The sequence below is a fragment of the Mesorhizobium sp. M0598 genome, from assembly GCF_040320865.1.
Taxonomy (GTDB): Bacteria; Pseudomonadota; Alphaproteobacteria; order Rhizobiales; family Rhizobiaceae; genus Mesorhizobium.
On the sequence record NZ_JAMYQL010000046.1, the window covers coordinates 13,324 to 36,784 of the forward strand.

The 23,461-nt window shown below is 61.9% G+C and carries 24 protein-coding genes, 1 tRNA gene and 1 pseudogene; 19 read left to right on the forward strand and 7 right to left on the reverse strand.

The window, feature by feature from the left end; translation table 11 throughout:
* Nucleotides 1–180 precede the first annotated feature (180 nt).
* The 4 genes from NKI59_RS31615 (at nucleotide 181) to NKI59_RS31630 (ending at nucleotide 2,851) form a co-directional block, all read left to right on the forward strand.
* On the forward strand, nucleotides 181–735 hold the full coding sequence (locus tag NKI59_RS31615; RefSeq protein WP_352708501.1) for a GNAT family N-acetyltransferase: 555 nt from the start codon (nucleotides 181–183) through the stop codon (nucleotides 733–735).
* Between the two features lie 64 nt (nucleotides 736–799).
* The gene (locus NKI59_RS31620; protein ID WP_352708502.1) at nucleotides 800–1,561 is read left to right on the forward strand and encodes a 3-hydroxyacyl-CoA dehydrogenase; all 762 of its coding nucleotides are present in this window, start codon (nucleotides 800–802) and stop codon (nucleotides 1,559–1,561) included.
* A 16-nt stretch (nucleotides 1,562–1,577) separates the two neighbouring features.
* Nucleotides 1,578–2,339, forward strand: a complete 762-nt coding sequence (locus NKI59_RS31625) for a HugZ family pyridoxamine 5'-phosphate oxidase (RefSeq protein ID WP_352708503.1) — start codon at nucleotides 1,578–1,580, stop codon at nucleotides 2,337–2,339.
* 173 nt (nucleotides 2,340–2,512) lie between these two features.
* Entirely contained in the window at nucleotides 2,513–2,851 is a 339-nt protein-coding gene (locus tag NKI59_RS31630) for an ArsR/SmtB family transcription factor (RefSeq protein ID WP_023679553.1), read from the forward strand.
* Between the two features lie 72 nt (nucleotides 2,852–2,923).
* Here NKI59_RS31630 and NKI59_RS31635 read toward each other — a convergent pair whose 3' ends face one another.
* Entirely contained in the window at nucleotides 2,924–3,928 is a 1,005-nt protein-coding gene (locus NKI59_RS31635; protein WP_352708504.1) for a L,D-transpeptidase, read from the reverse strand.
* A gap of 316 nt (nucleotides 3,929–4,244) precedes the next feature.
* On the opposite strand from NKI59_RS31635, the gene NKI59_RS31640 reads away from it, so the two are divergent.
* A complete protein-coding gene (locus NKI59_RS31640; protein ID WP_352708505.1) occupies nucleotides 4,245–5,042 on the forward strand; it encodes a TrmH family RNA methyltransferase in 798 nt (265 codons plus the stop codon).
* A gap of 33 nt (nucleotides 5,043–5,075) precedes the next feature.
* Here NKI59_RS31640 and NKI59_RS31645 read toward each other — a convergent pair whose 3' ends face one another.
* Complete coding sequence (locus tag NKI59_RS31645) at nucleotides 5,076–6,242, reverse strand: coiled-coil domain-containing protein (RefSeq protein ID WP_352708506.1); 1,167 nt, start codon at nucleotides 6,240–6,242, stop codon at nucleotides 5,076–5,078.
* A 147-nt stretch (nucleotides 6,243–6,389) separates the two neighbouring features.
* Complete coding sequence (locus NKI59_RS31650; protein WP_023679557.1) at nucleotides 6,390–6,971, reverse strand: DUF1134 domain-containing protein; 582 nt, start codon at nucleotides 6,969–6,971, stop codon at nucleotides 6,390–6,392.
* A gap of 340 nt (nucleotides 6,972–7,311) precedes the next feature.
* On the opposite strand from NKI59_RS31650, the gene chpT reads away from it, so the two are divergent.
* On the forward strand, nucleotides 7,312–7,941 hold the full coding sequence (gene chpT / locus NKI59_RS31655) for a histidine phosphotransferase ChpT (RefSeq protein ID WP_023679558.1): 630 nt from the start codon (nucleotides 7,312–7,314) through the stop codon (nucleotides 7,939–7,941).
* Between the two features lie 238 nt (nucleotides 7,942–8,179).
* Complete coding sequence (locus NKI59_RS31660) at nucleotides 8,180–8,548, forward strand: response regulator (protein ID WP_023679559.1); 369 nt, start codon at nucleotides 8,180–8,182, stop codon at nucleotides 8,546–8,548.
* Nucleotides 8,549–8,652: 104 nt separating this feature from the next.
* On the opposite strand, the gene ctrA is transcribed toward NKI59_RS31660, so the two are convergent.
* Nucleotides 8,653–9,348, reverse strand: coding sequence for a response regulator transcription factor CtrA (gene ctrA / locus NKI59_RS31665; RefSeq protein ID WP_006203583.1), 696 nt, complete (start codon nucleotides 9,346–9,348; stop codon nucleotides 8,653–8,655).
* Nucleotides 9,349–9,798: 450 nt separating this feature from the next.
* Here ctrA and NKI59_RS31670 point away from each other — a divergent pair, with 450 nt between their 5' ends.
* On the forward strand, nucleotides 9,799–10,176 hold the full coding sequence (locus tag NKI59_RS31670) for a flagellar export protein FliJ (RefSeq protein ID WP_023719275.1): 378 nt from the start codon (nucleotides 9,799–9,801) through the stop codon (nucleotides 10,174–10,176).
* Nucleotides 10,177–10,238: 62 nt separating this feature from the next.
* Here the strand turns inward: NKI59_RS31670 and NKI59_RS31675 are convergent, their stop codons facing one another.
* Nucleotides 10,239–10,616: a winged helix-turn-helix transcriptional regulator gene (locus NKI59_RS31675; RefSeq protein ID WP_352708507.1), complete on the reverse strand. Its 378-nt coding sequence runs from the start codon at nucleotides 10,614–10,616 to the stop codon at nucleotides 10,239–10,241.
* A gap of 105 nt (nucleotides 10,617–10,721) precedes the next feature.
* Here NKI59_RS31675 and NKI59_RS31680 point away from each other — a divergent pair, with 105 nt between their 5' ends.
* Entirely contained in the window at nucleotides 10,722–11,648 is a 927-nt protein-coding gene (locus NKI59_RS31680; RefSeq protein WP_352708508.1) for an NADP-dependent oxidoreductase, read from the forward strand.
* A gap of 57 nt (nucleotides 11,649–11,705) precedes the next feature.
* Here NKI59_RS31680 and sciP read toward each other — a convergent pair whose 3' ends face one another.
* A complete protein-coding gene (gene sciP / locus NKI59_RS31685; protein ID WP_023679563.1) occupies nucleotides 11,706–11,981 on the reverse strand; it encodes a CtrA inhibitor SciP in 276 nt (91 codons plus the stop codon).
* Nucleotides 11,982–12,242: 261 nt separating this feature from the next.
* Between sciP and mnmA the strand changes: the two genes are divergently transcribed.
* Entirely contained in the window at nucleotides 12,243–13,433 is a 1,191-nt protein-coding gene (gene mnmA / locus NKI59_RS31690; protein ID WP_352680939.1) for a tRNA 2-thiouridine(34) synthase MnmA, read from the forward strand.
* A 13-nt stretch (nucleotides 13,434–13,446) separates the two neighbouring features.
* Here mnmA and NKI59_RS31695 read toward each other — a convergent pair whose 3' ends face one another.
* A complete protein-coding gene (locus NKI59_RS31695; RefSeq protein ID WP_352452922.1) occupies nucleotides 13,447–14,421 on the reverse strand; it encodes a Gfo/Idh/MocA family protein in 975 nt (324 codons plus the stop codon).
* A 236-nt stretch (nucleotides 14,422–14,657) separates the two neighbouring features.
* Here NKI59_RS31695 and NKI59_RS31700 point away from each other — a divergent pair.
* From NKI59_RS31700 to NKI59_RS31740, 9 genes and pseudogenes are all read left to right on the forward strand, one after another.
* Nucleotides 14,658–14,734, forward strand: a tRNA-Met gene (locus NKI59_RS31700).
* Between the two features lie 100 nt (nucleotides 14,735–14,834).
* Nucleotides 14,835–15,149: pseudogene (locus NKI59_RS31705) on the forward strand (YoaK family protein); the annotation flags it as partial.
* Nucleotides 15,150–15,612: 463 nt separating this feature from the next.
* On the forward strand, nucleotides 15,613–15,927 hold the full coding sequence (locus NKI59_RS31710; RefSeq protein WP_023675522.1) for a helix-turn-helix domain-containing protein: 315 nt from the start codon (nucleotides 15,613–15,615) through the stop codon (nucleotides 15,925–15,927).
* Complete coding sequence (gene hyfB, locus NKI59_RS31715) at nucleotides 15,924–17,945, forward strand: hydrogenase 4 subunit B (RefSeq protein WP_502901137.1); 2,022 nt, start codon at nucleotides 15,924–15,926, stop codon at nucleotides 17,943–17,945. Before NKI59_RS31710 ends, hyfB begins: the two co-directional genes overlap by 4 nt.
* Nucleotides 17,936–18,892, forward strand: a complete 957-nt coding sequence (locus NKI59_RS31720) for a respiratory chain complex I subunit 1 family protein (RefSeq protein ID WP_023675520.1) — start codon at nucleotides 17,936–17,938, stop codon at nucleotides 18,890–18,892. Before hyfB ends, NKI59_RS31720 begins: the two co-directional genes overlap by 10 nt.
* Nucleotides 18,892–19,554, forward strand: coding sequence for a hydrogenase-4 component E (locus tag NKI59_RS31725; protein ID WP_023675519.1), 663 nt, complete (start codon nucleotides 18,892–18,894; stop codon nucleotides 19,552–19,554). Before NKI59_RS31720 ends, NKI59_RS31725 begins: the two co-directional genes overlap by 1 nt.
* Nucleotides 19,551–21,002 carry a hydrogenase 4 subunit F gene (locus tag NKI59_RS31730; RefSeq protein ID WP_352708509.1) on the forward strand — a complete coding sequence of 484 codons (1,452 nt, stop codon included), beginning with the start codon at nucleotides 19,551–19,553 and terminating at the stop codon, nucleotides 21,000–21,002. The genes NKI59_RS31725 and NKI59_RS31730 overlap by 4 nt, the downstream gene beginning before the upstream one ends.
* An 18-nt stretch (nucleotides 21,003–21,020) precedes the next feature.
* Nucleotides 21,021–22,538 (forward strand): hydrogenase large subunit, encoded by a 1,518-nt coding sequence (locus NKI59_RS31735; RefSeq protein WP_352682058.1) that lies wholly within the window; start codon nucleotides 21,021–21,023, stop codon nucleotides 22,536–22,538.
* 12 nt (nucleotides 22,539–22,550) lie between these two features.
* A complete protein-coding gene (locus NKI59_RS31740) occupies nucleotides 22,551–23,090 on the forward strand; it encodes an NADH-quinone oxidoreductase subunit B family protein (RefSeq protein ID WP_352682056.1) in 540 nt (179 codons plus the stop codon).
* Nucleotides 23,091–23,461: the final 371 nt, after the last annotated feature.

A 23,461-nucleotide genomic window follows, 5' to 3' on the forward strand; every position in this document is an offset into this window, starting at 1 on the left:
GTCGGCTGCGCCGGCCGATTGCGGCGGCTGAAAATTGGTGCTAGCGGACATCCGCATGTTCGACTTTGCCATGATCCGGTTCGACCGACGACGAAAGAGCGCCCGCGCTTGATGAAGCGCTGACTGGCGAACGCTGCCGCTTGCAGCAAACCTTTCCTCGTATACCGGAACGCAAAGAGCATGAGCCTTGCCGACTTGAAATACCTGGCCGACGTGAAATACCTGCCGGAAACTCCGGCGCACGATCCTGAAATCGAAGCCATCAATGACGAGGCCTTCGGGCCGGGCCGTTTCGTGCTTGCCGCCTACAAGATCCGCCAAGGTGGCCCGCACGAACGCGCTTTGTCCTTCGTGGCCGTCGATGGCGCAATCGTCGTCGCCTCGGTACGGATGACCCGCATCGCCGCCGGCGCCGGCCGCGCGCTGATGCTCGGGCCGCTCGCTGTGCGGCCGGCCTTCAAAAATCTCGGCATCGGCCGCCGGCTGGTGGCAATCGCGCTGGAAGCCGCCGCCAAGGCCGGCGCGCCGGCGGTGATGCTGGTCGGCGACGAACCCTACTACGGCCCGCTCGGCTTCAGGAGGCTGCCGCGCGGGCAGATCTCGATGCCGCGTCCGGTCGACCCCGACCGGCTTTTGGCGCACGAGATCGTGCCGGGCGCGGTGGCGAGGCTGGCGGGCGAGGTTTGCCACGCCGACCAGGCAAGGATTGCCGCGCACATCGCCGCGATGGCATGATCGTGCCGGTGCTGTCGCACGGTGGCTTGGCGGCATAAGTCTGGGCACGGAGGAGGACGTCGAGATGAACCCGAACGGCCAGATTGCGATCGTCACCGGTGGCGGCTCCGGCCTTGGCGAGGCGACGGCGCGCGCTCTTGCCGCCGGCGGCGCCAGGGTTGCCGTCCTTGATCTCGGTATCGAGCGTGCGGCCAAGGTGGCGGCTGACATCGGTGGCATCGCCGTCCGATGCGATGTGAGCGACGCCGAGAGCGGTGCCGCCGCAGTCGCGGAAGCGGCAGAGACGCTCGGCGCACCGCGCATCCTGGTCAATTGCGCCGGCATCGTTATCGGCATGAAGACGATCGGCAAGGACGGACCGCATCCACTCGATCAATACCGCAAGGTGATCGAGGTCAATCTGATCGGCACCTTCAACATGATCCGCCTGGTCGCCGACCGGACCGCCAGGCTCGAACCGCTGCAGGGCGGCGAGCGCGGCGTCATTATCAACACCGCGTCGGTCGCGGCCTATGACGGCCAGATCGGCCAGGCCGCCTATTCCGCCTCCAAGAGCGGCGTGGTCGGCATGACATTGCCGGTGGCGCGCGATCTCGCCCGCTCCGGCATTCGCGTCTGCACCATCGCGCCCGGCATCTTCAGGACGCCGATGATGGCCGGCATGCCGCAGGAGGTGCAGAATTCGCTCGGCGCCGCTGTGCCCTTCCCTTCCCGTTTGGGCGAGCCTTCGGAATACGCGGCACTTGCCTTGCACATCATCGAGAACCAGATGCTCAACGGCGAGACAATTCGCCTCGACGGCGCCATCCGCATGGCGCCGAAATAAATGCGACGGTGATGCCTTGGATGAACCCAGGAAAGACGTGATCCGCGCGACCGATACCGAGGCGATCAGGCTGGCAAAGACGCTGATCCGCAGCGCCCGTTTCGGCGCGTTGGCAGTGCTCGAACCAGGAACCGGTTCGCCGCTGGCCAGCCGGGTCGGCGTCGCCACAGACATCGACGGCACGCCATTGATCCTGGTATCGATGCTGTCCGCCCATACCGGCGCCATCCTTGCCGACCCGCGCTGCTCGTTGCTGGTCGGCGAACCCGGCAAGGGCGATCCGCTGGCGCATCCGCGATTGACGCTCGTCTGCCGCGCCGTGCGGCTCGAACGCGGATCGAACGAACACGCCCGCGCCGAGCGGCGCTACCTCAACCGCAACCCCAAGGCAAAACTCTATGCCGGGCTCGGCGACTTCTCGATTTTCCGGCTCGAACCGGAGCGCGCCAGCCTGAACGGCGGCTTCGGCAAGGCCTATCTGCTCGACCGCACCGATCTGGTCGTGACGGGAGCGATCGTCGAAGAGCTTGCCGCCGGCGAGCAATCGGCGCTCGACCACATCAACGCCGACCATCTCGATGCGATTGCCCTCTACGCAAGTCATTTCGGCGGGGCCGAGAGTGACGGCTGGATCGTCACCGGGTTCGACGCCGACGGGATGGATCTCGTATCGGGCGACAATGTCTGTCGGGTTTTCTTCCCCGAGCCGCTGAGAGCGGCGCGCGACCTCAGGCCTGTCCTGGTTGACATGGCCAAGGCTGCCCGATCGGCAAAATAATCACAGCCGCACGGTTAATCGGCTTGCATGGAAAGCAAGCCTTGAGATTTGAGCGAAATGTTCTACCTTTGCGAGTGACGCTGAATCGCTGGCGTGCATCTATAGGGAAAGTCTATGGAATCCGACGCTATTGCCCCCATAGCGGCGGATGAGCAAGAAGGCATGGGGGATCTATGGTCTCGAACAAACTAGTCGCCAACGCCGGAACCGCGGCTGCGTTTCTGACGCTGATGGGCAACGAAAAACGTTTGTTGATCATGAGCTATCTGGCCGAGGGCGAGATGTCGGTCGGCGCCATAGCCGAGAAGGTGTCGCTCAGCCAGTCCGCCCTGTCGCAGCATCTGGCCAAGCTAAGGGCTTCCGACCTTGTCGAGACCCGCCGCGACCGGCAAATGATCTATTATTCCTGCAAGTCCGCGGCGGTGCGCGAATTGCTGCACATGCTGGACGGCATTTTCGGCGAAGGTGAACTGTCGCAGATGGCTCACCGGCTGCGTCGCGCCGGGACCTGAGCGGCCGAGGCGGAGAACGCCCCGCCAAATCCGCTTTGCTGCCAAGTCCGCCTTGCTGCCAAGTCAGCCTTGCTACTGAACGCGCTCGTCGGCGGCCTGCGCAATCTCGTCCTTGAACTCGACCTTCGTGCCCGGCTGCACCATCGAGGCAAGGTCTTCGGCATCCCAATTGGTCAACCGGATGCAGCCATGCGAAAAGGTGGTGCCGATCTTGCCCGGTTCGGGCGCGCCGTGGATGCCGTAGCTTTCGATGGAGAGATCGATCCAGACCGATCCCACGGGATTGTTCGGCCCGGCAGCGATGGTGAAGGGCCGCTTGGTCTTGACCCCCTTGAAAGCGAAGTCCGGATCGTAGTGATAGGTAGGGTTGTGCACCACGCGCCTGACCTCTGCCATGCCGCTTGGCGCCGGCTTCTCGTCGCTCCCAATCGAGGCGGGGTAGACCGCCAGCCATTTGCCGGCACGGTCGAGCACACGCACCAGGCGGGCGCCCTTGTCGACCTCGACGGCGGCAACGCCGGCGGGAGGGTCGCCCCTGCTGACATCAGGCACCACCAACGTCCTGCCTGGTTTCCTGAGGCTGGTGCCCGGATTGAGCATTCGCAGCAATTGTTCGCTGACGTGGAAGCGCTCAGCCAACCTCTCCACCGCATTGCGGTAGCCGAGCCGCCGCAAGCGGGCCATCCTCTCCAAGCGAGCCGGAATACGCCTGGTGAAAGGTCCGCGCACATCCTTGCGCATCACCTCATAGGTCACCAGCACCGGCTTGGCGGAGGTTGCGATGAGTTTGCTCCAGGTTTGTGGACTGAGCTTGCCATCGGGCGGAAGTCCGTTTGCCGCCTGAAACGCGGCGACGGCTTTGGCGAAGTTCTGGGAAAGGCGACCGTCGATGAGGCCCGGCGAGAAGCGGGCGCGATCCAGAAGGATCTGCGCCTTCAGCAGCATCGGATCGACACCCTTCGGTTCGCCGATAGTGAATTGGGCCTGATTGACGGTGGCTGGATCGAGCTTGGCCGCGCGAGCCACGCCGCATGCGAGGGCAAGCGTGGCGGTAAAGACGAGGAGGAGCCTGATCATCGATGTCCTCCCAGGACCGCAGCAGGGAGCCCGCCTCTATGACGCGGCATGGCCCTGTGTGGTTCCTTCGCCCATCGAAATTCTGCATTGAAGCGGCTTGGCCGAAGAGCCGTGTCGCGGAAATCAAATATCGCCGTGCCGCCAGGAGGCCAGGCAGGGCGTCTCCGCCCGCCGCCAAGTGATTGGATTTGACCGTTAGAACGGCGTGCATCCATTTGGACGCTGAGATACGGTCTGAACTCCTTCGGATCCGGCATCGTGCCTTCCGAAACCGAATCCCGATTCGCGGCCGACGCCAGGGTCCGCCGAGGAAGCCATGAACCCGATCCGCATAGACGACCCGCACGATCCCCGCGTCGCCGCCTATCTCGACATCCGGGAACGCGATCTTGCCGGCCGGCAAGGCCGTTTCGTCGCCGAAGGCAAGGTGGTGCTCGACACGCTGCTCGCCGCCCGTCGCTTCGAGGCAGAATCGGTGCTGGTGCTCGAGAACCGGCTGGCCGGCCTTGATGACGTCCTGCGCAAGGCGCCTGCCGGGCTTCCGATCTATGTCGCATCCGGCGAAGTCATCGACAGGATCGCCGGCTTCCACATGCATCGCGGCATATTGGCGATCGGCCGCAAGGGCGCGGCCGTCTCCGCTGAAGCTTTGCTCGGCGCACTGCCCGCCCGCGCGCTGATCGTGGTGCTGGTCGGCATCGCCAATCATGACAATATGGGCTCGATCTTCCGCAATGCCGCCGCCTTCGGCGCGGATGCCGTGCTTCTCGATCCGACCTGCTGCGATCCGCTGTACCGCAAGGCAATCCGCGTCTCGGTGGGCGCGGCCTTGAAAGTCCCCTTCGCCTGCTTTGCCGATACCGCCGGCTGCACCGCAATGCTCGACCGGCAAGCCTTCAGCCAATTCGCCTTGTCGCCGCGCGGGCAGATCGACATTCGCGATGCCAAGAGAAACGAGCGGCTGGCGCTCTATCTCGGCACCGAGGGCGAAGGCCTGCCGGAAAGCCTGCTTGCCCGCCTGCAGACGCTGCGGATCGGTATGGAGCAAGGCTTCGACAGCCTGAACGTCGCCGCCGCGTCAGCCATCGCGCTGCATCATTTTTCCGGAATTTGAGAGTCGGGCATTTTGCGGCCAAGTGGCGGAATCTCAGTCGGTCGAAGCGGCCTTCTGCAGCGCCCGCACCCGATCGGCAAGGCTGCGTCCGCCGCTCCCCGGCCGCGTATCCTCAGGCGCTGCAAGCGCCCGGGCGATCGGTGAATCCGGCCCGTCGAGCTTTGCCGTCAAGGCCACGACTTGCGCCGCCAGATCGTTCATCTCTTCGCGCAATGCGGCGCTGGCGCTGCCGGTATCGTCTCCGGTCCGCGATTTCGACGTTTCGACGGCAGCAAGATCTGTCTTCAGCCGCCTGTTCTCGCGTGCCAGCGATGTCAGCCTGGCCTCCAGCCGCTCGCGTTCGGCATCGAGCTTGGCGGTTGCCTTTTCGATGTCGTCGCCGTTGGCGGTCCCGCTGACCTGGCTGCCTCGCACCCCGGCAAGGCGCACCGCAGGCGGGCTTTCAGCTCCTTTCGGCTTTTCGCGAAGGCGCACCAGTTCCTTTTCGCGGCGCTCCAGCCTGTCCTCGCGATCGGCCAGCGAGGCGAGCAGGCGTTCGACCTTCTTTTCCAGGTCGCCGGTTCTTTTCTTCTCGGCCTTCAGCGCGTCCCGCAAAACCTTGCTTTCGGCTGCCAATTCCTGGCTGCGCCTGTCCGCCTCCTTGCGCTGGCCGCGCAGCAGCGAAATGTCGCTTGCCAACTTCTGCAGCTCGGATTCGCGCGCCACCAGCTCGATCTGCCGGCTGCTGGATGAAAAACTGGCGTCGTCATACATGTGCTCCAGTTTCCGCAGTTCGAGCCCGCGCTTTTCGAGGGCGCGCTCGGTCTCCGCAAGCCGTTCCGACAGCTGCTGCAGCTGCTCATCGCGCTTGCGAAGCTCCTCGCCCCTGGCTGTAAGATCGGCGACGACCCGGTTCTTGTCCTGTCGCTCGGCCGCCAATTCCTTCAGGGCTTCGCGGTCGCGGCCGATCTCGACCAGCTGCTCGGCGGCCTTCTCGCGCAATGATTTGACGGTCATTTCAAGCCGGCGCACCGAAACGGCGAACTCGGCGCGGACGCGATCCTTGTCCGCCTGAATCTCGGCCAGCGTCAACGGCATCGAGCCCTCGACGCGCTTGCGCGTCAGCGCCACCGCCCGCCGCCACACGGCCGGAGCAATCATCAGCGCCAGAAAGCCCGCGCAGAGAAAGCCGAGGACAAAGAACAGGATCGACTGGACCAAGATGACTATCCGTTGTGCATGGCAACCGCCAAAGGTCGACTTTGCCATCTTCGCATGACGGAAATCCGGCGCCACGGCAAGAGTATGCCGCGGCAAAGCTCAGACCGTGGGATCACAGGTCCAATCGCAGTGGCGCCATCATGCAGGTCAGAACGGATTCCAGGTCGCGCGCTGGGTGAGCTTGAGGTAGCCGAGATTGACGCCGAGACGGGCGCCGACGCCGGTACGGATCGGCACGAGCAGCACATTGTTGTTCTTCAGCACGTTGAAGCCGACGCCGGCGACGACATAGGCGGAGCCGGCGACGCCGCCAAAGCGGTTATACAGGCTGCTCACATCGTCGAGATTGTAGACCAGCATCATGACGCGCGAGCCCTCGCCGCCGAAATCCCAGCCGAGCGACGGGCCTTGCCAGAACACTTTGTGATCGCCGGCATTCTTGGTGTAGAGCGTGCCTTCGCCATAGGTCAGGCCACCGATCAGCGCCCCGGACCCCTCTTCGCCGAGCAGATAGCCGTTCGGCAGGCCATAGGTGGCGAAAATCTTCTCGACGACGGTGGCGAGCCCGCCCGATGTAGCGCCGAAGAATTTATGACCGGAATCGACGATCTCCTGCGCGGTGTATTCCTGCGCCCGCGCGGCCGATGCCGAAAAGGCGACAAGGCCGATGAGCGCGATCGTCATTGAGATGACACGGAAAAAAGTCCGGTCGTAGAATCGGGAAACCATGCTTCCAATCTCCGTCAGGGAGCACTTTCGCCGACGCCTCGCACCCGTACGGCTCTTTGGCGGCCGTTAAGGATGACTGTTAGGGGCAAACTATGCCGTAATCCTTTTTCAACCATTAAACTCCCACATGAAGATGGCGGTTCGAAGGCTGTTTTCACATCGCCCGCGCAGCACCCTGCTGCGTGAACACGCCATTTTCGACAATCATGATTTCGGATTTGTTGCTGCACGCACAAGCGCTGTGTATTCAGAATGCTTGGGAGAGAGCGTGATTCGTGTGGACAGGCGTGATCATGATCGCCCGGTCATTGTGTTGTGAAATTTGCAGGGATTTTTGCCGATGGCCGAGCTTTTCACCCTTTCCGCACCCGATCTGGCAGCGCTGCTGTGCAGCCGGGTCTGCCACGACATCATTTCGCCGGTCGGCGCCATAAACAACGGGCTTGAGCTGCTCGACGAAGGCGGCGCCGACGAAGACGCCATGAAGCTGATCCGCCAAAGCGCCAAAAACGCCTCCGCCCGCCTGCAATTCGCTCGCATCGCCTTCGGTGCCGCCGGTTCCGCCGGCATGCTGATCGACACCGGGGACGCCGAGGCCGTGGCCATCGCCTTCCTGAAGAACGAGAAGCCGGAACTGATCTGGAACGGAACCCGCGCACTGTTGCCCAAGAACAAGGTCAAGCTGCTGCTCAATCTCATCCTCGTCGCTAACGCCGCCATTCCGCGCGGCGGCAGGCTGGTGGTCACGCTGGAGAACCTCGAGACCGAGCCGCGCTTTGCGCTCGCGGCGAGCGGCCCGATGCTCCGCGTGCCGCCCAAATTCCTGGAATTGCATTCCGGCCACAGGCCGGAAGAGCCGATCGACGCGCATTCGGTGCAGCCCTATTACACGCTGCTCCTGGCCCGCGAAGCCAACATGACGATTTCGATCCATGCGACCGCCGACGAGATCGTCCTTTCTGCAGTCTGAAGTTCTGCTAAGAGCCGGAAAAGTATTTTCTCCAAATCATATTTGCGGCGTCGTCTTAACATCTGTGAGACCGGCTTGCAGATTAATTGCGTGAAGCATTGCGAAAGAAGATTTCGCTTAAAACACCTTCAGGAAAATTTTACCTAACGGCTTTTCGGCTTCTTTACCAGATCGGCCTATGTTCCCCGGCAGATGCCACGACGCTGTCGGTTTGCCGCATGGCAAAGAGGGTCCGGGAATGAAACGCTGCATGTTCGTCGACAATTCGAGCGTCATCAGGAAGGTTGCAAGGCGTATCCTGGGCGGTTCCGGCATGATGGTGATCGAAGCCGCCAGCGGCCATGAGGCGATCGAGATGTGCGCGGTCGACATGCCTGATATCATCGTCGTCGACGGCGCCTTGCCGGACATGCAGGCGCAGGACCTCATCCGCCGCGTGCGCGCCATGGAAAGCCCGGTAGTGCCGCAAGTCTTGATTTCGCTGGTCGAAGTCGACGTCGGGGCGATCATGCGGGCAAAGCGCGCCGGCGCCCAGGGCTACCTGCTGAAGCCGTTCAACCGGCCGCAACTGCTCGAGTGCTTCCGCGCCTTGAAGATTGCCGCCTGATCAGAGCCTGTTCCATCTCGATGAAATCGGGATGAGCTCTATCTCGTTGTTTTACCAGGTTCTTTTCCGAAAGCCGGCGCCCATTTTGGGATCATGCCCTTGCTTCAGGCGCTGACCCGGATATCTTCAGGCTCACGCAGCACATAGCCGCGGCCCCAGACGGTCTCGATGTAATTCTGCCCGCCAGACGCGGCGTCGAGCTTCTTGCGCAGCTTGCAGATGAAGACGTCGATGATCTTCAGCTCCGGCTCATCCATGCCGCCATAGAGATGGTTGAGGAACATTTCCTTGGTCAGCGTGGTGCCCTTGCGCAGCGAGAGCAGTTCCAGCATCTGATATTCCTTGCCGGTCAGATGGACGCGCTGGCCACCGACTTCAACGGTCTTGGCATCGAGATTGACCACCAGGTCGCCGGTGGTGATGACCGACTGGGCATGGCCCTTGGAACGCCGCACGATGGCATGGATGCGGGCGACCAGTTCGTCCTTGTGGAAGGGCTTGGTCATGTAATCGTCGGCGCCGAAGCCGAGGCCGCGCACCTTGTCCTCGATGCCGGCCATGCCGGAGAGGATGAGGATCGGCGTCTTCACCTTGGAAAGGCGAAGTGTTCTCAAAACTTCATAGCCCGACATGTCGGGGAGATTGAGGTCGAGGAGAATGATGTCGTAATCGTAAAGCTTGCCTAGATCGACGCCCTCTTCACCAAGGTCGGTCGTATAGACATTGAAACTTTCCGATTTCAGCATCAGCTCGATGCTTTGTGCGGTTGCACTGTCGTCTTCTATCAGCAGAACGCGCATTTCATTCCCCTTTTCTGCTGCCGGACCATTTCACGACCCGTCCAGGACCGGAGCAGTGATTGCCTGAGCAGAGGCTGCCATCGAATGGTTAATAAAACCTAATTCCCCGTCCATGACGGTATCAGATTTTTTAACCCCTTTCTACACCTCGTTGAATCCAATAATGAATCACAGACCCAAACCGTTAATGCAGCACATTAATAAGCCAGACTAAGTGACTCTTCGGACTCGTTGGCCGGGTTTCGCGACGAGAAGCAGAATTTTTACCCGCCCTTAAGTCCTGAGCCGTATGATTAACAATGCCCGTAAACGAATGGTTACCGCCGGCAAAAAACTTTAGGAGTTTGTTTCCCATAGTTCGGGGAAAGCCGGTGGAAACGGGTCAGGCCTGGGCCTTGCCGGGTGAATTGGACGATATGTGCAGGTGTGCGTTTCCGGGAGTACCGAATCATGAAGTCACGTGAAAACCTCGTTCGGCTGAAGCAATTTCAGGTGAGCGAGAAGCGGCGGCAGCTGCTGCAGCTCGACATGATGATCGCCGAATTCGAGCGCATGGCCGTCGAGCTGGAACTTCAGATCGCTGCCGAAGAGAAGAAGGCCGGCATCACCGACATCAATCACTTTGCTTATCCGACCTTCGCCAAGGCGGCACGTCTACGCCGCGACAACCTTAGAAATTCGCAAAGCGACCTCGCCCAGCAGCGAAATGTCGCCGAATCATTGTTGAGCGAAGCCGAAGCGGAGCTTTCCAAGGCCGAGATGCTGGAATCGCGCGACACCAAGGCGCGCGACACGGAAGCCGGCGGCCGCAGCGCCATGATCGGCTGAAAACAAGACTTTAACGCGCGTCGCGCTTGCGCGCTATTGCTGCGCACCGAACTGTGCCCGCCTCAGGCATCCAGATCTTCTTGCTGTTCCGCCGCCCGTGCGCGCGCATTTTTGATGTCGGGCACATGCTGCTCCGACCAGGCTCTGATCTGATTGAGCAGTCCTGCCAGGTTCTGGCCAAGTTCGGTCAGCTCATATTCGACACGCGGCGGAATGACCGGGAAAACCTCGCGCCGCACAAGCCCGTCGCGTTCCAGGATACGCAGCGTCTGCGTCAGCATTTTCGGCGTGATGCCTTCGAGCTTGCGCGCCAATTCGCCGTTGCGGAGCCGGCCCCGGCGCAGCGCACAGATCACCAGGTAGACCCATTTGCTGGCGAGCGTCTCGAGCACGGCGTGTGACGGGCACGACCGCCGAAAGGCGTCATAGCCGGGAAACATCTTCACTATCCATGAGGTGCGTATATATCAAAAAGGTACATACTAGACAAGAGAATGTAACTATCCAAATGATAGTGGCACATCAAATCAGCAGGAGAGCCTTCCATGCGTGCCATTATCCAGAATTCCTTCGGCGGACCCGACGTCCTCGTCATTGCCGATCGCCCCGCGCCATCACCCGAGGCCGGCGAAGTGCTCGTCCGCATCGAGGCGGCCGGCATCAATCCGGTCGATGGTGCGGTGCGCGGCGGCCACTATCCGCTGCTTGGCGAGCCGCCTTTTGTCCTTGGCTGGGACGTTTCGGGAGTTGTCGAGGCGCTGGGCTCCGGCGTCTCCGGCCTCAAGGTCGGCGATGCCGTGTTCGGCATGACGCGCTTTCCCAAACAGGCGGCAGCCTACGCCGAACTCGCCGCTGTCCCGGCTGATGAGCTTGCGCCGAAACCTGAAGGCATAGATCACGCGCAAGCCGCCGCGCTGCCGCTGGCCGGCCTGACGGCCTGGCAAGGCCTTGTCCGCCATGGCCGGCTCGATTCTGGCAAGCGCGTGCTGATCCACGCCGGAGCCGGCGGCGTTGGCCATCTGGCGGTGCAGATCGCCAAGGCGCACGGCGCTTACGTCGTCGCGACCGCCAGCCCGGAAAAGCTCGATTTCGTCCGCTCGCTCGGCGCCGACGAGGTGATCGACTACACAAGGGATGATTTCGCCGGGAAGGCCCGCGACATCGATCTGGTTCTGGACCCGTTCGGCGGCGTGCATGCGGAGCAATCACTGAAAGTGCTCACGGCCGGCGGCGTTCTGGTGTCGCTGCTCGATGTCAGCGATGCCACCAAGGCAAAGGCCAGGACGCGAGGCATCCGCGTCGAGCGCATGTCCGTAGTGCCCGACCGTGCCGCTCTGGTGGAGCTCGGCAAATTGATCGACGCGAAAAAGCTGGCCGTCCACGTGGCCAAGGCGTTTCCGCTCGAACAGGCCGGTGCAGCCCATACCTTTCTCGCCACCAGGCCGATCGGCAAGGTGGTGCTGACGGTCTGAAATTGCAGATCGTCGCCCCTCGCAAACGTAAGGGCGCTGATCAGTGCCCTTATCGGCCTAATGCCGGTATTGCTGGATGCGCGTGGTGCGCAGGCCGGCAAGGCCGTATTCGTCGATCGACGCTTGCCAGGACAGGAATTCCTCGGTGGTGAGCTTGTAGCGCTGGCATGCCTCTTCGAGGCTCAAAAGCCCGCCACGCACCGCCGCCACCACTTCCGCCTTGCGCCGGATAACCCAGCGACGTGTGTTTGTCGGCGGCAGATCGGCGATGGTAAGTGGGCTGCCGTCCGGCCCGATAACATATTTGACTCGCGGTCTAATTAGATCGGTCATCGTACTCTCTACAAAAAACTCAAAGACCCAATCCCCACCACATTACCGCCACAGCTTTAAAATTTGCCTAAGCAGACCCTAATGGTTAGGTAAGGATCATGAACGCGGCGTTAGCCTTTTCATCGGCATTTGAAACATCTGCCGGCAAGCGCATTGAACCCGGCAGGAAAAATGAGCCGGCCCGGCAAAGCTGGCGCAGCCGGGACGCTTGACCTATATTCCGGCCATTGGCATTGAAGCGCCGCGCAGAACGAAAGAACCATGAACAGCCTCGATCTTCCCGGACGCCCCGAAAACACCCGCGTCGTCGTCGCCATGTCGGGCGGTGTCGATTCGTCGGTCGTTGCCGGCCTCCTGAAGCGCGAGGGCTACGACGTCGTCGGCGTCACGCTGCAGCTTTATGACCACGGCGCGGCAACGCACCGGGCCGGCTCATGCTGCGCCGGCCAGGACATCGACGATGCCCGCCGCGTCTCCGAGACGCTCGGCATCCCGCATTACGTCCTCGATTACGAGGAGCGCTTCCGCAAGGCGGTGATCGACCCGTTCGCCGAGAGCTATGTCGCCGGCGAAACTCCGATCCCTTGCGTTTCCTGCAATCAGACGGTGAAATTCGCCGACCTTCTTGCGACCGCCAAGGAACTCGGCGCCGACGCGCTGGCGACCGGCCACTACATCCGTTCCGGCGCCAATGGCGCCCACCGCGCTCTTTACCGGCCGGTCGACGCCGACCGCGACCAGAGCTACTTCCTGTTCGCCACCACCCAGGCGCAGATCGACTATCTGCGTTTTCCGCTCGGCGGCCTGTCGAAGCCTGAGGTTCGCGCCATCGCCGAGGAGATGGGACTGACGGTTGCGGCCAAGCAGGACAGCCAGGACATCTGCTTCGTGCCGCAGGGCAAATATTCCGACATCATCGCCAAGCTGAAGCCGGCTGCCGCCAATCCGGGCGACATCGTCCATATAGACGGGCGCGTGCTTGGCCGCCACGAGGGCATTTTGCGCTACACCGTCGGTCAGCGCCGCGGCATCGGCATCGCCTCGGGCGAGCCGCTCTACGTCGTTCATCTCGACGCCGACCGGGCCCGCGTCGTCGTCGGCCCGCGCGAGGCGCTGGAGACCCACAAGATCTTCTTGCGCAACATGAACTGGCTGGGCGATGGCCCGCTGACCGCTATCCCGGCGGCCGGGCTTGAGCTTTTCGCCAAGGTGCGCTCGACGCGGCCGCCGCGCCCGGCCGTGCTGCATCACCGCGCCGGTGTCACTTCGGTGGGACTGGTCGACGGCGAATCCGGCATCGCGCCCGGTCAGGCTTGCGTGCTCTATTCCGACGATGGCAACGAGGCGCGCGTGTTCGGCGGCGGCTTCATCGAGCGCTCCGAGCGCGGCGCCGAGGCCGAGGCGATGCTGACGCGGCTTGCCGTCCAGCCGGCGCGCGTTCCCGCCGAATAGACGGCGTTTTCTCTTAGGGCCTTGTATGGGCGGGCCTTGTATGGGCGACGGTGCCGGCGGTCAGGATGCGCAGCACGCGGATGGCCTCCTCGCCGCTGGTGCGCGGTTCGGCCCGCGTCTCGATGCAGTGGATGAAATGCTCCAGCTCGCGCGTCAGCGGCATGCCCTCACCGACCGCGACATAGGACGGCTCGTTGGCGGTGAACGCCCATTGGCCGCTGTCCTGCCACACCGCGTGGCGATAGACGGCAAGCTTGCGCTCCCACGGCTCGACATCGTCGAACACCGCCATCGCCTTGGTGCCGACAACGGTCAGCCGCCGTTCGCGGTAAGGGTTGAGCCGCGAGGCGAACAGATGGCCGCGCAGGCCGTTGGGAAAGCGCATGTGCAAATGCGCAAAGTCGCTGAGATTGTCGAGAAGAGCAGCGCCTTCGCCGCGCACTTCGACCGGTTCGGTGCCGGTGATGGCCAGGATCATCGACAGATCGTGCGGCGCCAGATCCCATAGCGCGTCGTTTTCGGTGTGGAACTTGCCGAGGCCGAGCCGATGCGAATGGATGTAGCGGACTTCGCCGAGTTCGCCATTGTCGATCAGCGCCTTCAGCGTCTCGAAGGCGGGATGAAAGCGCAGCACGTGGCCGACCATGAAGACACGGCCATTATCGGCGGCCGCCTGCACCGAGCGTTCGGCATCGGCCACCGTCAGCGCGATCGGCTTCTCCACCAGCACGTCCTTGCCGCCGAGCACGGCGCGCACCGCCATGTCGGCATGGAACTGCGGCGGCAGCGCCATCACAATGGCGTCGACATCGTCGCGGGCAAACAGCGCCTCCGGCTCTATCGCCAGGCAATCCTGCTCGCTGGCAAAACCCTCCGCACGCGCGGGGTTGACGTCCGAAACCGCATGCAGCGCGCCGAGCGCCTTTAGGGTGCGGATGTGGTTGCTGCCCCAGTATCCGCAACCGAGGACTGCAATGCGCGGTTTCATCAATTCATGACCATGGCTTTCGTGGCCGAGACATAGCGACGTGCCTCGCTGAACTCAACCCCGGCCTGTGCGCCCAAATGTCTGCCCGGCAAAGCTTTAGGCGCCAGCAATATGCCGGCGCGGCAGCCACTTCGATGCTTGACAGGCTTGGCCTCGCAACCTTATATCCGCGCGACCTTGGCGAACGCGCCGATATGCCTGCCGATTTAAGCTGGATTTCGGGCCTTCGCCGCCTTGGCGGGGTAGCTCAGTTGGTTAGAGCACGGGAATCATAATCCTGGGGTCGGGGGTTCAAGTCCCTCTCCCGCTACCAAATTCCAAAGATATATCAGACACATAGAGATGTGCCGGTGCCAGTCGTCTCATTGTAGCGGGTCGCGCGATTTTGCAATTTTGACACCCGGTTTTGCACCATCATCACCAAGCTGTCGGAAGCCAGAATCCGGACAACGCATGTCACTGGCCTGGTGACTGACATGGGCATCGAACTCGGCAAGCTGCTTTATTGGAACATCTCGGGGAGTGACTCGGACGAACTGTTCGTGAAGGCAGATCGAAGAAAGCTGAGGCTGCTTGCGTCGCTTGTGGCATTGTTCTTTCTCGGCGGCGTCATCGGCGCTGTGGGTTTCAAGCATGTCGGCTTCGCGGCGACGTTGTTTCTCGCGGCCATTCTCCTCGTGCTGGCCTCCATGCCAGTCCTGGAGGACGTCTCCGTTCGCATGAGGCGGCTTTGGCAGTAGCGCTACAGAGCTTTGCCGCATGCCAGATTTGGCAGCACATTCGCGAAGGCGCTGTTCCTGGATTTCGGCAGCTATCTGTTTTGGCCGATCCTGAAGCACGAACACGATGAGACCGGCCCAACGGCAAGAGCAAGCGAACTCAGCCATACCCACTCATAACGTAGAGTGAGGTCGAAGAGATAGCCGACGCGCCCGCGGCGGCTCCAATCGAGTGGCCGGCCGAGATAAGGCCCATTGCCAGCCCCATCACGCGCAATCCGAGACGGCTGGCGACAAGACTGGCCGTGACGGGAATGGCCGCATGGCTTTGGTGCGCAGGGCGTATTACCCGGTTTTCTACAGCCTCAAGACAGATGCGCCACGCATCACTAATTGAATGCGCCGCATTTTAATATATGCTGCAAGACGTAGAGATAATATCTCAAAGCTGATCAAAAAGGGGGATGCGACCGTGATAACTGCTCCACAGTTGCGTGCCGCGAGGGCGCTCCTTGGCATCGACCAGCGCAGGCTTGCCGAATTGTCCGGTCTTTCCGTGCCGACAATTCAACGCATGGAAGCCAGCGAGTCGATTATTCGGGGTAACGTCGATTCTCTCATGAAGCTGATCGGGGCACTTGACCTCGCCGGTGTGGAATTGATCGCTGAAGGCGCCTCCAGCCAAATCGGTGGGCGCGGCGTGCGACTGAAAGCGGATTTTGACCCCGCCAAAATCCTTGGCGGGGTCGACACGGATGCCAAACTCCCCGTGAGGAGCGTGGCGTGATTTCGGGGGCCGCGGTCCTCCTGTGGGGCGTTGCTGCGCTCCTGGGGACTGCGGTGCTTGCGATTGCGGAAAGCCGCAGATCGGACTCGGGAACACGCCTGATCTACGGCTTGACGCTAGGTATATCGGCGGCCGTGCTCATGGTTCTCGCGAGCCGCATCGCCGACAATCCCGTCACCCCGTCGACTGTGGTGTTGCCTCTTGGATTGCCATGGATTGGCGCTCATTTCCGTTTGGATGCGCTCTCGACTTTCTTCCTCATCGTCGTCAACTTCGGCGGCTCCATGGCCAGCCTTTATGGCCTCGGCTACGGCAGGCATGAGTCTGCGCCGCATCGGGTGCTGCCGTTCTTCCCGGCTTTCCTAGCCGGAATGAACCTTGTCGTGGTGGCCGACGACGCCTTCACTTTCCTGCTTTCTTGGGAATTCATGTCGCTCGCCTCCTGGGCGCTCGTCATGGCGCACCATCGCGAGCAGGACAATGCGCGGGCGGGCTACATCTATCTCGTGATGGCGAGCTTCGGCACACTCGCGCTGCTGCTTGCGTTCGGCCTGCTCGCCGGATCCGATGGAACCTACACATTCGACGCGATGCGAGCCGCCGACCCCACCCCGTTCGCCGCTGCTTTCGTCCTGGTTCTCATGCTGCTGGGCGCCGGCTCCAAGGCTGGACTTGTCCCGCTGCACGTTTGGCTGCCACTCGCTCATCCGGCCGCGCCAAGCCAAGTCTCGGCTCTCATGAGCGGCGTGATGACCAAGGTCGCAGTCTATGGCTTCATACGCGTTATTTTCGATCTGCTCGGTGAGCCGGCATGGTGGTCGGGCGTTGCCGTGCTTTTCCTTGGCGGCCTGACGGCGGTTCTCGGCATCCTCTACGCGCTGATGGAAAAGGACCTGAAGCGACTGCTTGCCTATAGCACCATTGAAAACATCGGCGTCATCTTCGTAAGCCTTGGTCTCGCGCTCGCTTTCAAGGCGAACGCCATGCCATCGGCTGCAGCGCTGGCGCTCACCGCCGCGCTGTTCCACGTCCTCAACCATTCCTTTTTCAAGAGCCTGCTGTTTTTCGGCGCGGGCGCCGTGCTGACGGCAACCGGAGAGCGGGATATGGAGAAGCTGGGCGGTCTCATCCACCGCATGCCCTTTACAAGTTTTGCCTCTCTCGTCGGTTGCGTCGCGATCTCGGCACTTCCACCCTTCAACGGCTTCGTCTCCGAATGGCTGGCCTTTCAGGCCATATTGCAGAGCCCCGATCTGCCACAATGGGGACTGAAGGTCATGGTGCCCGCCGTTGGCGGTCTGCTGGCGCTGTCAGCGGCACTGGCCGCGGCCTGCTTTGTAAAGGCGTTCGGGATTACATTCCTCGGCCGGCCACGCTCGGCCGCGGTGGAACTGGCGCATGAGGTCGACCGCTACTCGCTGGCGGCAATGTTCATTCTCGCTGCCCTTTGTCTCCTGGCCGGCATTCTGCCCGGTCTTGTGATAGACGGCCTCTCATCGGTGACACTGCCACTGATCGGCAGTCGGATGCCTGTGCAGATGGCCCAGCCCTGGCTGTCTATCGTGCCGATTGCAGCGAGCCGCAGTTCCTACAACGGCCTGTTGGTGTTCCTGTTCATCGCCTTTTCCGCATCCGCTGCGGCATATGTGATCCATCGCTTTGCATCACATGCACTCCGTCGGGGTCCCGCCTGGGCTTGTGGCTTCCCGGATGTGGTCCCGAGCTCGCAGTACACGGCCGTCAGCTTCGCGCAGCCTATCCGCCGCGTCTTCGGCACGTTCGTATTCCGTGCAAGGGAAACCATCGAAATGCCGGCACCTGGCGAGACCGGTCCGGCTCGTCTGAATGTCGAAATGCATGATGTGATCTGGGAGACGCTGTACCTGCCTATCGGCCGGGCCCTCGACTTTGCGACCGACCACCTCAACCATCTGCAGTTCCTGACGATCAGGCGCTACCTGACCCTCGTCTTTCTCTTTCTCATTGTCCTGCTCCTGGTGCTCGCACTATGGCCGTGATTCTCGAGTTGGCCGTTCAAGGCGCGCAGATGGCGCTGGTGCTTTTGCTGGCGCCGCTCCTGACCGGATTCGTGCGCAAGGTGAAGGCACGGCTCTTGCGCCGCCAGGGTCCTTCCCTGATCCAACCTTACCGCGATCTCTTGCGGCTGATGCGCAAGGAAGTCGTTCTGGCGGACAACGCATCCTGGCTGTTTCGCGTGACGCCCTATCTGATCTTTGCCACCACCTGGGTCGGCGCGGCGCTCATCCCGACATTCGCCGCCGGCCTCACATTCAGTTGGACCGCCGATCTCATAGCCATTGTCGCACTGCTGGGAAGCGCCCGGTTCTTCCTGGCGCTGGCAGGCATGGACGTCGGCACGAGCTTCGGCGGCATCGGCTCGAGCCGCGAGGTGATGATCGCTTCGCTGGCCGAACCCGCCATGCTGCTCATCGTGTTCAGCCTGGCGCTCGTCGCGGGTGCTACGCAACTCTCAACGGTCGCCGCCTTCATGGGGTCACCGGAGGTTGGCTTGCGGGTGTCGCTCGGGATGTCGCTCATCGCCCTCGTGATGGTGGCGATCGCCGAAAACGCCCGCATACCCGTGGACAACCCATCGACCCACCTGGAACTCACCATGGTTCATGAGGCGATGGTGCTGGAATATTCCGGTCGCCATCTGGCGATGATCGAGTTTGCCGCCTTCCTCAAGCTTCTGCTCTATGTGTCGCTGATTTCCTGCGTCTTCCTACCTTGGGGACTGGCGAGCGCCGGGGCAGGACTGGAATCCCTTGCTCCGGGTGTCGTCGCCTATGTCGGCAAGCTTGCCGTCTGTGGCGTTCTCCTCGCCGTGTTTGAGACTGCCATCGCCAAGATGCGCGTCTTCCGCGTCCCGGATTTCCTCGGGGCAGCGCTGATGCTGGCCCTGCTCGGCACGCTCCTGCTGTTCGTCTCACGGAGCCTCTGATGAACGGCCTCACCTTCGACATCGCTCACCTGCTCGCCGGCGGCCTGGTGCTGGTCAGTTTCATGATGCTGTATCAGGATCGCCTCTTTGCTCTGATCAACGTTTTTGCGCTTCATGCAATCGTGCTGGCCCTGTCCGTAGCTTGGCAGGCATACATTCAGGACGCGCATCATCTCTACGTCACGGCGGCAATCGCCCTCGTCTTCAAGGCGATCGTCATTCCTGTCGGGCTTCATCGCATCATTCAGCGGCTCGGCATCCATCGTGACGTCGAGACCGCCGTCGGCATCGGTACGACGATGCTTGCGGGGATAGGCCTGGTGACCCTGTCCATGGTCCTGATGCTGCGCGTCACTCCCGAGGCTGATCCCCTCGCCCGCGAGGACCTGGCTTTCGCGCTGTCCATCATTTTGCTGGGCCTGCTGGTGATGGTCACCCGCCGTAACGCCGTCAGCCAAGTTGTCGGATTCATGTCGCTCGAGAACGGTCTGGTTCTCGCCGCCACGGGGGCCAAGGGCATGCCTCTGGTCGTCGAGATCAGTGTCGCCTTCTCGATCCTTATCGCCTTCATCGTCATCGGAGTCTTCCTGTTCCGCATTCGCGAGAGGTTCGACTCGGTGGATGTCGGCGCGCTCGACGACTACAGGGGAGAACACCGTTGACCGCGTTTTCCCTCGATGCGGTGGCCGCCATTTTGCTGATACCGGTCTTCGCGGCCGCACTTCTGGCGGCGCTGCCGAAATACCGGATATCGGCGGGCGTCAATGTCGCGGCGAGCTTGCTGACCTTCCTCGCCGCACTGTCGCTTCTTGTCACCGACCGCCCGCAGCCTGGGCAGTATCTGCTCGTCGACGATCTCAACATCGTCTTCATCGTGCTCAACACATTCGTCGGCTTCACCACCAGCGTCTTCAGCGCTTCCTACATTGCCCACGAACTGGAGAGCGGGCGGCTGACAGTCCCGAACTTGCGGTTTTATCACGCAATGTACCAGGTCATGATGTTCGGCATGAACCTGGCGTTCGTGTCGAACAATATTGGCTTGATGTGGGTGGCGGTGGAGCTTGCCACGCTGACCACCGTGCTCATGGTCGGCATCTACCGCACGCACGAAGCGCTGGAGGCGGCCTGGAAATATTTCATTCTGGGCAGCGTCGGCATCGCGCTCGCACTGTTCGGCACCATCCTCGTTTACATGGCTGCACAGCCGGTTGTTGGCGAGGGGACGAATGCGATGGTCTGGACGGTGCTCATCGCTCACGCCGCGCGCTTCGATCCGGCTCTGCTCAATGTCGCCTTCATCTTTCTGCTGCTCGGCTACGGGACGAAGGTCGGCCTTGCGCCCTTACATGCCTGGCTGCCAGACGCGCATGCTGAGGGTCCAACGCCGATTTCCGCAGTGCTGTCGGGCTTGCTGTTAAACGTCGCACTCTATGCCGTGCTGCGCTTCAAGCTATTGCTCGCGGCAAGCCCGGAAGCGATCGCACCTGGGCCATTGATGATCACGATGGGACTGACGTCGCTTGTCTTCGCGGCCTTCATGCTCTACCGCCGCCGCGACATCAAACGCCTGTTCGCGTACTCCTCGATCGAGCACATGGGCATCATCGTGTTCGCCTTCGGCATAGGAGGCCCGCTCGCCAATTTTGCCGGGCTGCTGCACATGGTCATGCACAGCCTGACCAAGTCGGCGATCTTTTTCACGGTCGGCCACATTGCCCAGGTCAAGGGGACACAGAACATCGCCGAAATCCGGGGACTGACGGAAACACATCCTGCCCTTGGCTGGGCGCTCGTCATCGGCGTCGTTGCCATTGCCGGCCTCCCTCCGCTCGGTATCTTCATGAGCGAATTCCTGGTCGTGAGTTCGACATTTGCAAGACACCCTCTTTTGGCGATGCCGTTGGTTTTCGGGATTCTGCTCGCTTTCGGCGCCCTGCTGCTTCGACTGACCGGCGTCGCTTTCGGCGAACCGCGCGGCAGCACTGCACCCGCCGAGGCGTCCTACATTCCGATGTATTCCCACTTGGCGTTGGTGTTTGCCGCCGGCATCTATCTGCCGCCACCGCTGGTCACATGGTTCCAGCACGTCGCAAGTATCCTGGGGTGAGCAGAGGAGAGAAAGAGCATGCCCGCGCTGATCGACCTCATCCTTGCTGGCCAACGTGTCGAAAATCATTTCCCGTGGTCGCGCGCCGTGGTGACTCCGAAAAAATGGGGCTTTGCCGTCGAGCAACTGGCCGAGGGCCACTGGAGCTTGCTCGGCCTATGGGGTGAGCCAGGCGCCGTCCACATGGCACTTCTCGATGAAAGCGCCGGGGACATCGGCGTCGTCAGCCTGGAATGCCCCAGTGGCCGCTACCCATCGGTCGGCCGGCTGCATCCGCCCGCATTGCGGCTCGAACGTGCGGCTGCTGACCTGTTCGGGCTCCTGCCACAAGGCGCGCCTGATATGAGACGGTGGCTTGATCATGGCCACTGGGGTGTCAGCTATCCGTTGAGTACCCGCGTCCGGACGTCTGCTGCGACTGCCTTCCCGTACAGTTTCCTGCCTGCCGAGGGGGAGAGCCTGCATCAGATCCCGGTCGGGCCCGTGCATGCCGGCATCATCGAGCCGGGCCATTTCCGGTTCACGGCGAGCGGTGAAACGGTCGTCCGGCTGGAGCAGCGCCTCGGATACGCGCACAAGGGTATAGAAGGCCTGATGGCGGGGTCCGACATCGACCGTGCAGCCAAATTGGCGGGCAGAACCTCTGGCGACAGTACCGTGGCATACTCCCTCGCTTTTGCCCGCGCGGTCGAGGCGGCGCTGGGTGTCCAGGTTCCCCCACGCGCGGTCTGGCTGCGAGCGCTCATGGCCGAGTTGGAGCGCCTGGCCAATCATCTGGGCGACATCGGCGCTATCTGCAATGATGCCGCCTTCGCGCTCATGCATGCCCACTGTGGGGTGCTGCGTGAGCGCGTATTGCGGGCAAGCGATGCTGCCTTCGGTCATCGTTTGATGCGCGACTGCATCGTGCCCGGAGGCGTGGCAAGCTTCCTGAGCGATGAGGGCACGACAGCGCTCAGGTCCCTGATCGCAGAGATCAGGCAGCGGTTTCCCGCGCTGGTCGAACTCTACGACAACACGGCGTCGCTGCAGGATCGGACTGTCGCAACTGGCCGGCTGAAGGTGGAACTCGCTCGTCAATATCGCGCCGGAGGCTACGTTGGCCGGGCCTCCGGTCGGGACTTCGATGCCCGACGCAATCTCGCTTATCCACCCTATGGCGAACTCGCCTTCGATGTACCTCTCCTCCAGGAAGGCGATGTGAACGCCCGTGTATGGATTCGTATCCACGAGGTCGAACAGAGCCTGTCCCTGATCGAACAAGTCCTGCGACAGCTGCCAGACGGGCCGATCCGCGTCGATTTCGCGCAGACAAACCGATCGCATGAAGGCATGGCGCTCGTCGAAGGTTTCCGCGGCGATATTCTGGCCTGGCTGCGCATTGGCAAGGGCGGCTTGGTCGAGCGCTGTCACCTCCGTGATCCGTCATGGTTTCAATGGCCGCTCCTTGAAGCGGCGATCGAAGGAAACATCGTTGCCGACTTTCCGCTGTGCAACAAATCGTTCAACTGCTCTTATTCGGGCCATGATCTCTGAAGGCACGCTGTCATGCGCAAGCTTCTTTTCGAAAGCCTGATACGCCCCCCTCTCACCGAGCGTCCGCCGTTGGCAAGCAGCACGGCAGTCGACGAACTCGCACGCGCGCTCGATGGGGCTGCTCACAAACGATTGGGGCGAAGCCTGTCGATCCGGGCGGTCGATGCTGGTTCCTGCAACGGCTGCGAACTTGAGATGCACGCGCTGAACAACGCCTTCTATGACATCGAGCGTTTTGGGATCCGGTTCGTCGCATCACCGCGCCATGCCGATGTACTGCTCGTCACCGGGCCGGTCACAAAAAACATGCGCGAGGCATTGAAGCGGACCTACGACGCAACACCCAACCCAAAATGGGTGGTCGCACTGGGAGATTGCGCAGGCAATGGCGGCTGTTTCTCCGGCAGCTATGCGGTGGTGCGCGGAGTGTCCGAGGCCTTGCCTGTCGATCTGCACATTCCAGGTTGTCCGCCGCCGCCAATCGAAATTCTGAAAGGCCTGCTCGCCTTGCTTGAGGGCGTGAATTCCAAGACTGGTGCTGCCCGAAGGTGACTATGTAGAGGCTTTGCCAAGGTTGGCCTTGTCGCTGCATAGATCCAACCAATGCGTAGCCGTGAGTTTAAGGGCATCAGCCAACCTCTGTCCCAAAATTGGAAGGCGCTCGGCGGCGAGAACGGCTAAAACGCCTGCTTTTTTCGCCGGCAGCCCAGCGCTTTCGATCGAAGGGGAACCCGTTCCCTAGTCCGAAATGGTTACTTGCGCTGCAGCTAATGTAGTTACAATCTTGTGAAGTCGGAAGCTGCATGGGCCGGCTAGGCGCAGTTGTGTGCGTCAAGTTCTGCAAAATGGCGTGGCATTGCGGTGACGTCGGCGTGTCCGCCGCGCAGCCCCCGTGTTTAGCGGAGCGGCGGACACATGACGGT

Coding starts and splice junctions, on each gene's coding strand:
- NKI59_RS31615 (WP_352708501.1), top strand. CDS start 181: ATGAGCCTTGCCGACTTGAAATACCTGGCCGACGTGAAATACCTGCCG.
- NKI59_RS31620 (WP_352708502.1), top strand. CDS start 800: ATGAACCCGAACGGCCAGATTGCGATCGTCACCGGTGGCGGCTCCGGC.
- NKI59_RS31630 (WP_023679553.1), top strand. CDS start 2,513: ATGGTCTCGAACAAACTAGTCGCCAACGCCGGAACCGCGGCTGCGTTT.
- NKI59_RS31635 (WP_352708504.1), bottom strand. CDS start 3,928: ATGATCAGGCTCCTCCTCGTCTTTACCGCCACGCTTGCCCTCGCATGC.
- NKI59_RS31640 (WP_352708505.1), top strand. CDS start 4,245: ATGAACCCGATCCGCATAGACGACCCGCACGATCCCCGCGTCGCCGCC.
- NKI59_RS31650 (WP_023679557.1), bottom strand. CDS start 6,971: ATGGTTTCCCGATTCTACGACCGGACTTTTTTCCGTGTCATCTCAATG.
- chpT (WP_023679558.1), top strand. CDS start 7,312: ATGGCCGAGCTTTTCACCCTTTCCGCACCCGATCTGGCAGCGCTGCTG.
- NKI59_RS31660 (WP_023679559.1), top strand. CDS start 8,180: ATGAAACGCTGCATGTTCGTCGACAATTCGAGCGTCATCAGGAAGGTT.
- ctrA (WP_006203583.1), bottom strand. CDS start 9,348: ATGCGCGTTCTGCTGATAGAAGACGACAGTGCAACCGCACAAAGCATC.
- NKI59_RS31670 (WP_023719275.1), top strand. CDS start 9,799: ATGAAGTCACGTGAAAACCTCGTTCGGCTGAAGCAATTTCAGGTGAGC.
- NKI59_RS31675 (WP_352708507.1), bottom strand. CDS start 10,616: ATGTTTCCCGGCTATGACGCCTTTCGGCGGTCGTGCCCGTCACACGCC.
- NKI59_RS31680 (WP_352708508.1), top strand. CDS start 10,722: ATGCGTGCCATTATCCAGAATTCCTTCGGCGGACCCGACGTCCTCGTC.
- sciP (WP_023679563.1), bottom strand. CDS start 11,981: ATGACCGATCTAATTAGACCGCGAGTCAAATATGTTATCGGGCCGGAC.
- mnmA (WP_352680939.1), top strand. CDS start 12,243: ATGAACAGCCTCGATCTTCCCGGACGCCCCGAAAACACCCGCGTCGTC.
- NKI59_RS31695 (WP_352452922.1), bottom strand. CDS start 14,421: ATGAAACCGCGCATTGCAGTCCTCGGTTGCGGATACTGGGGCAGCAAC.
- NKI59_RS31720 (WP_023675520.1), top strand. CDS start 17,936: ATGGCCGTGATTCTCGAGTTGGCCGTTCAAGGCGCGCAGATGGCGCTG.
- NKI59_RS31725 (WP_023675519.1), top strand. CDS start 18,892: ATGAACGGCCTCACCTTCGACATCGCTCACCTGCTCGCCGGCGGCCTG.
- NKI59_RS31735 (WP_352682058.1), top strand. CDS start 21,021: ATGCCCGCGCTGATCGACCTCATCCTTGCTGGCCAACGTGTCGAAAAT.
- NKI59_RS31740 (WP_352682056.1), top strand. CDS start 22,551: ATGCGCAAGCTTCTTTTCGAAAGCCTGATACGCCCCCCTCTCACCGAG.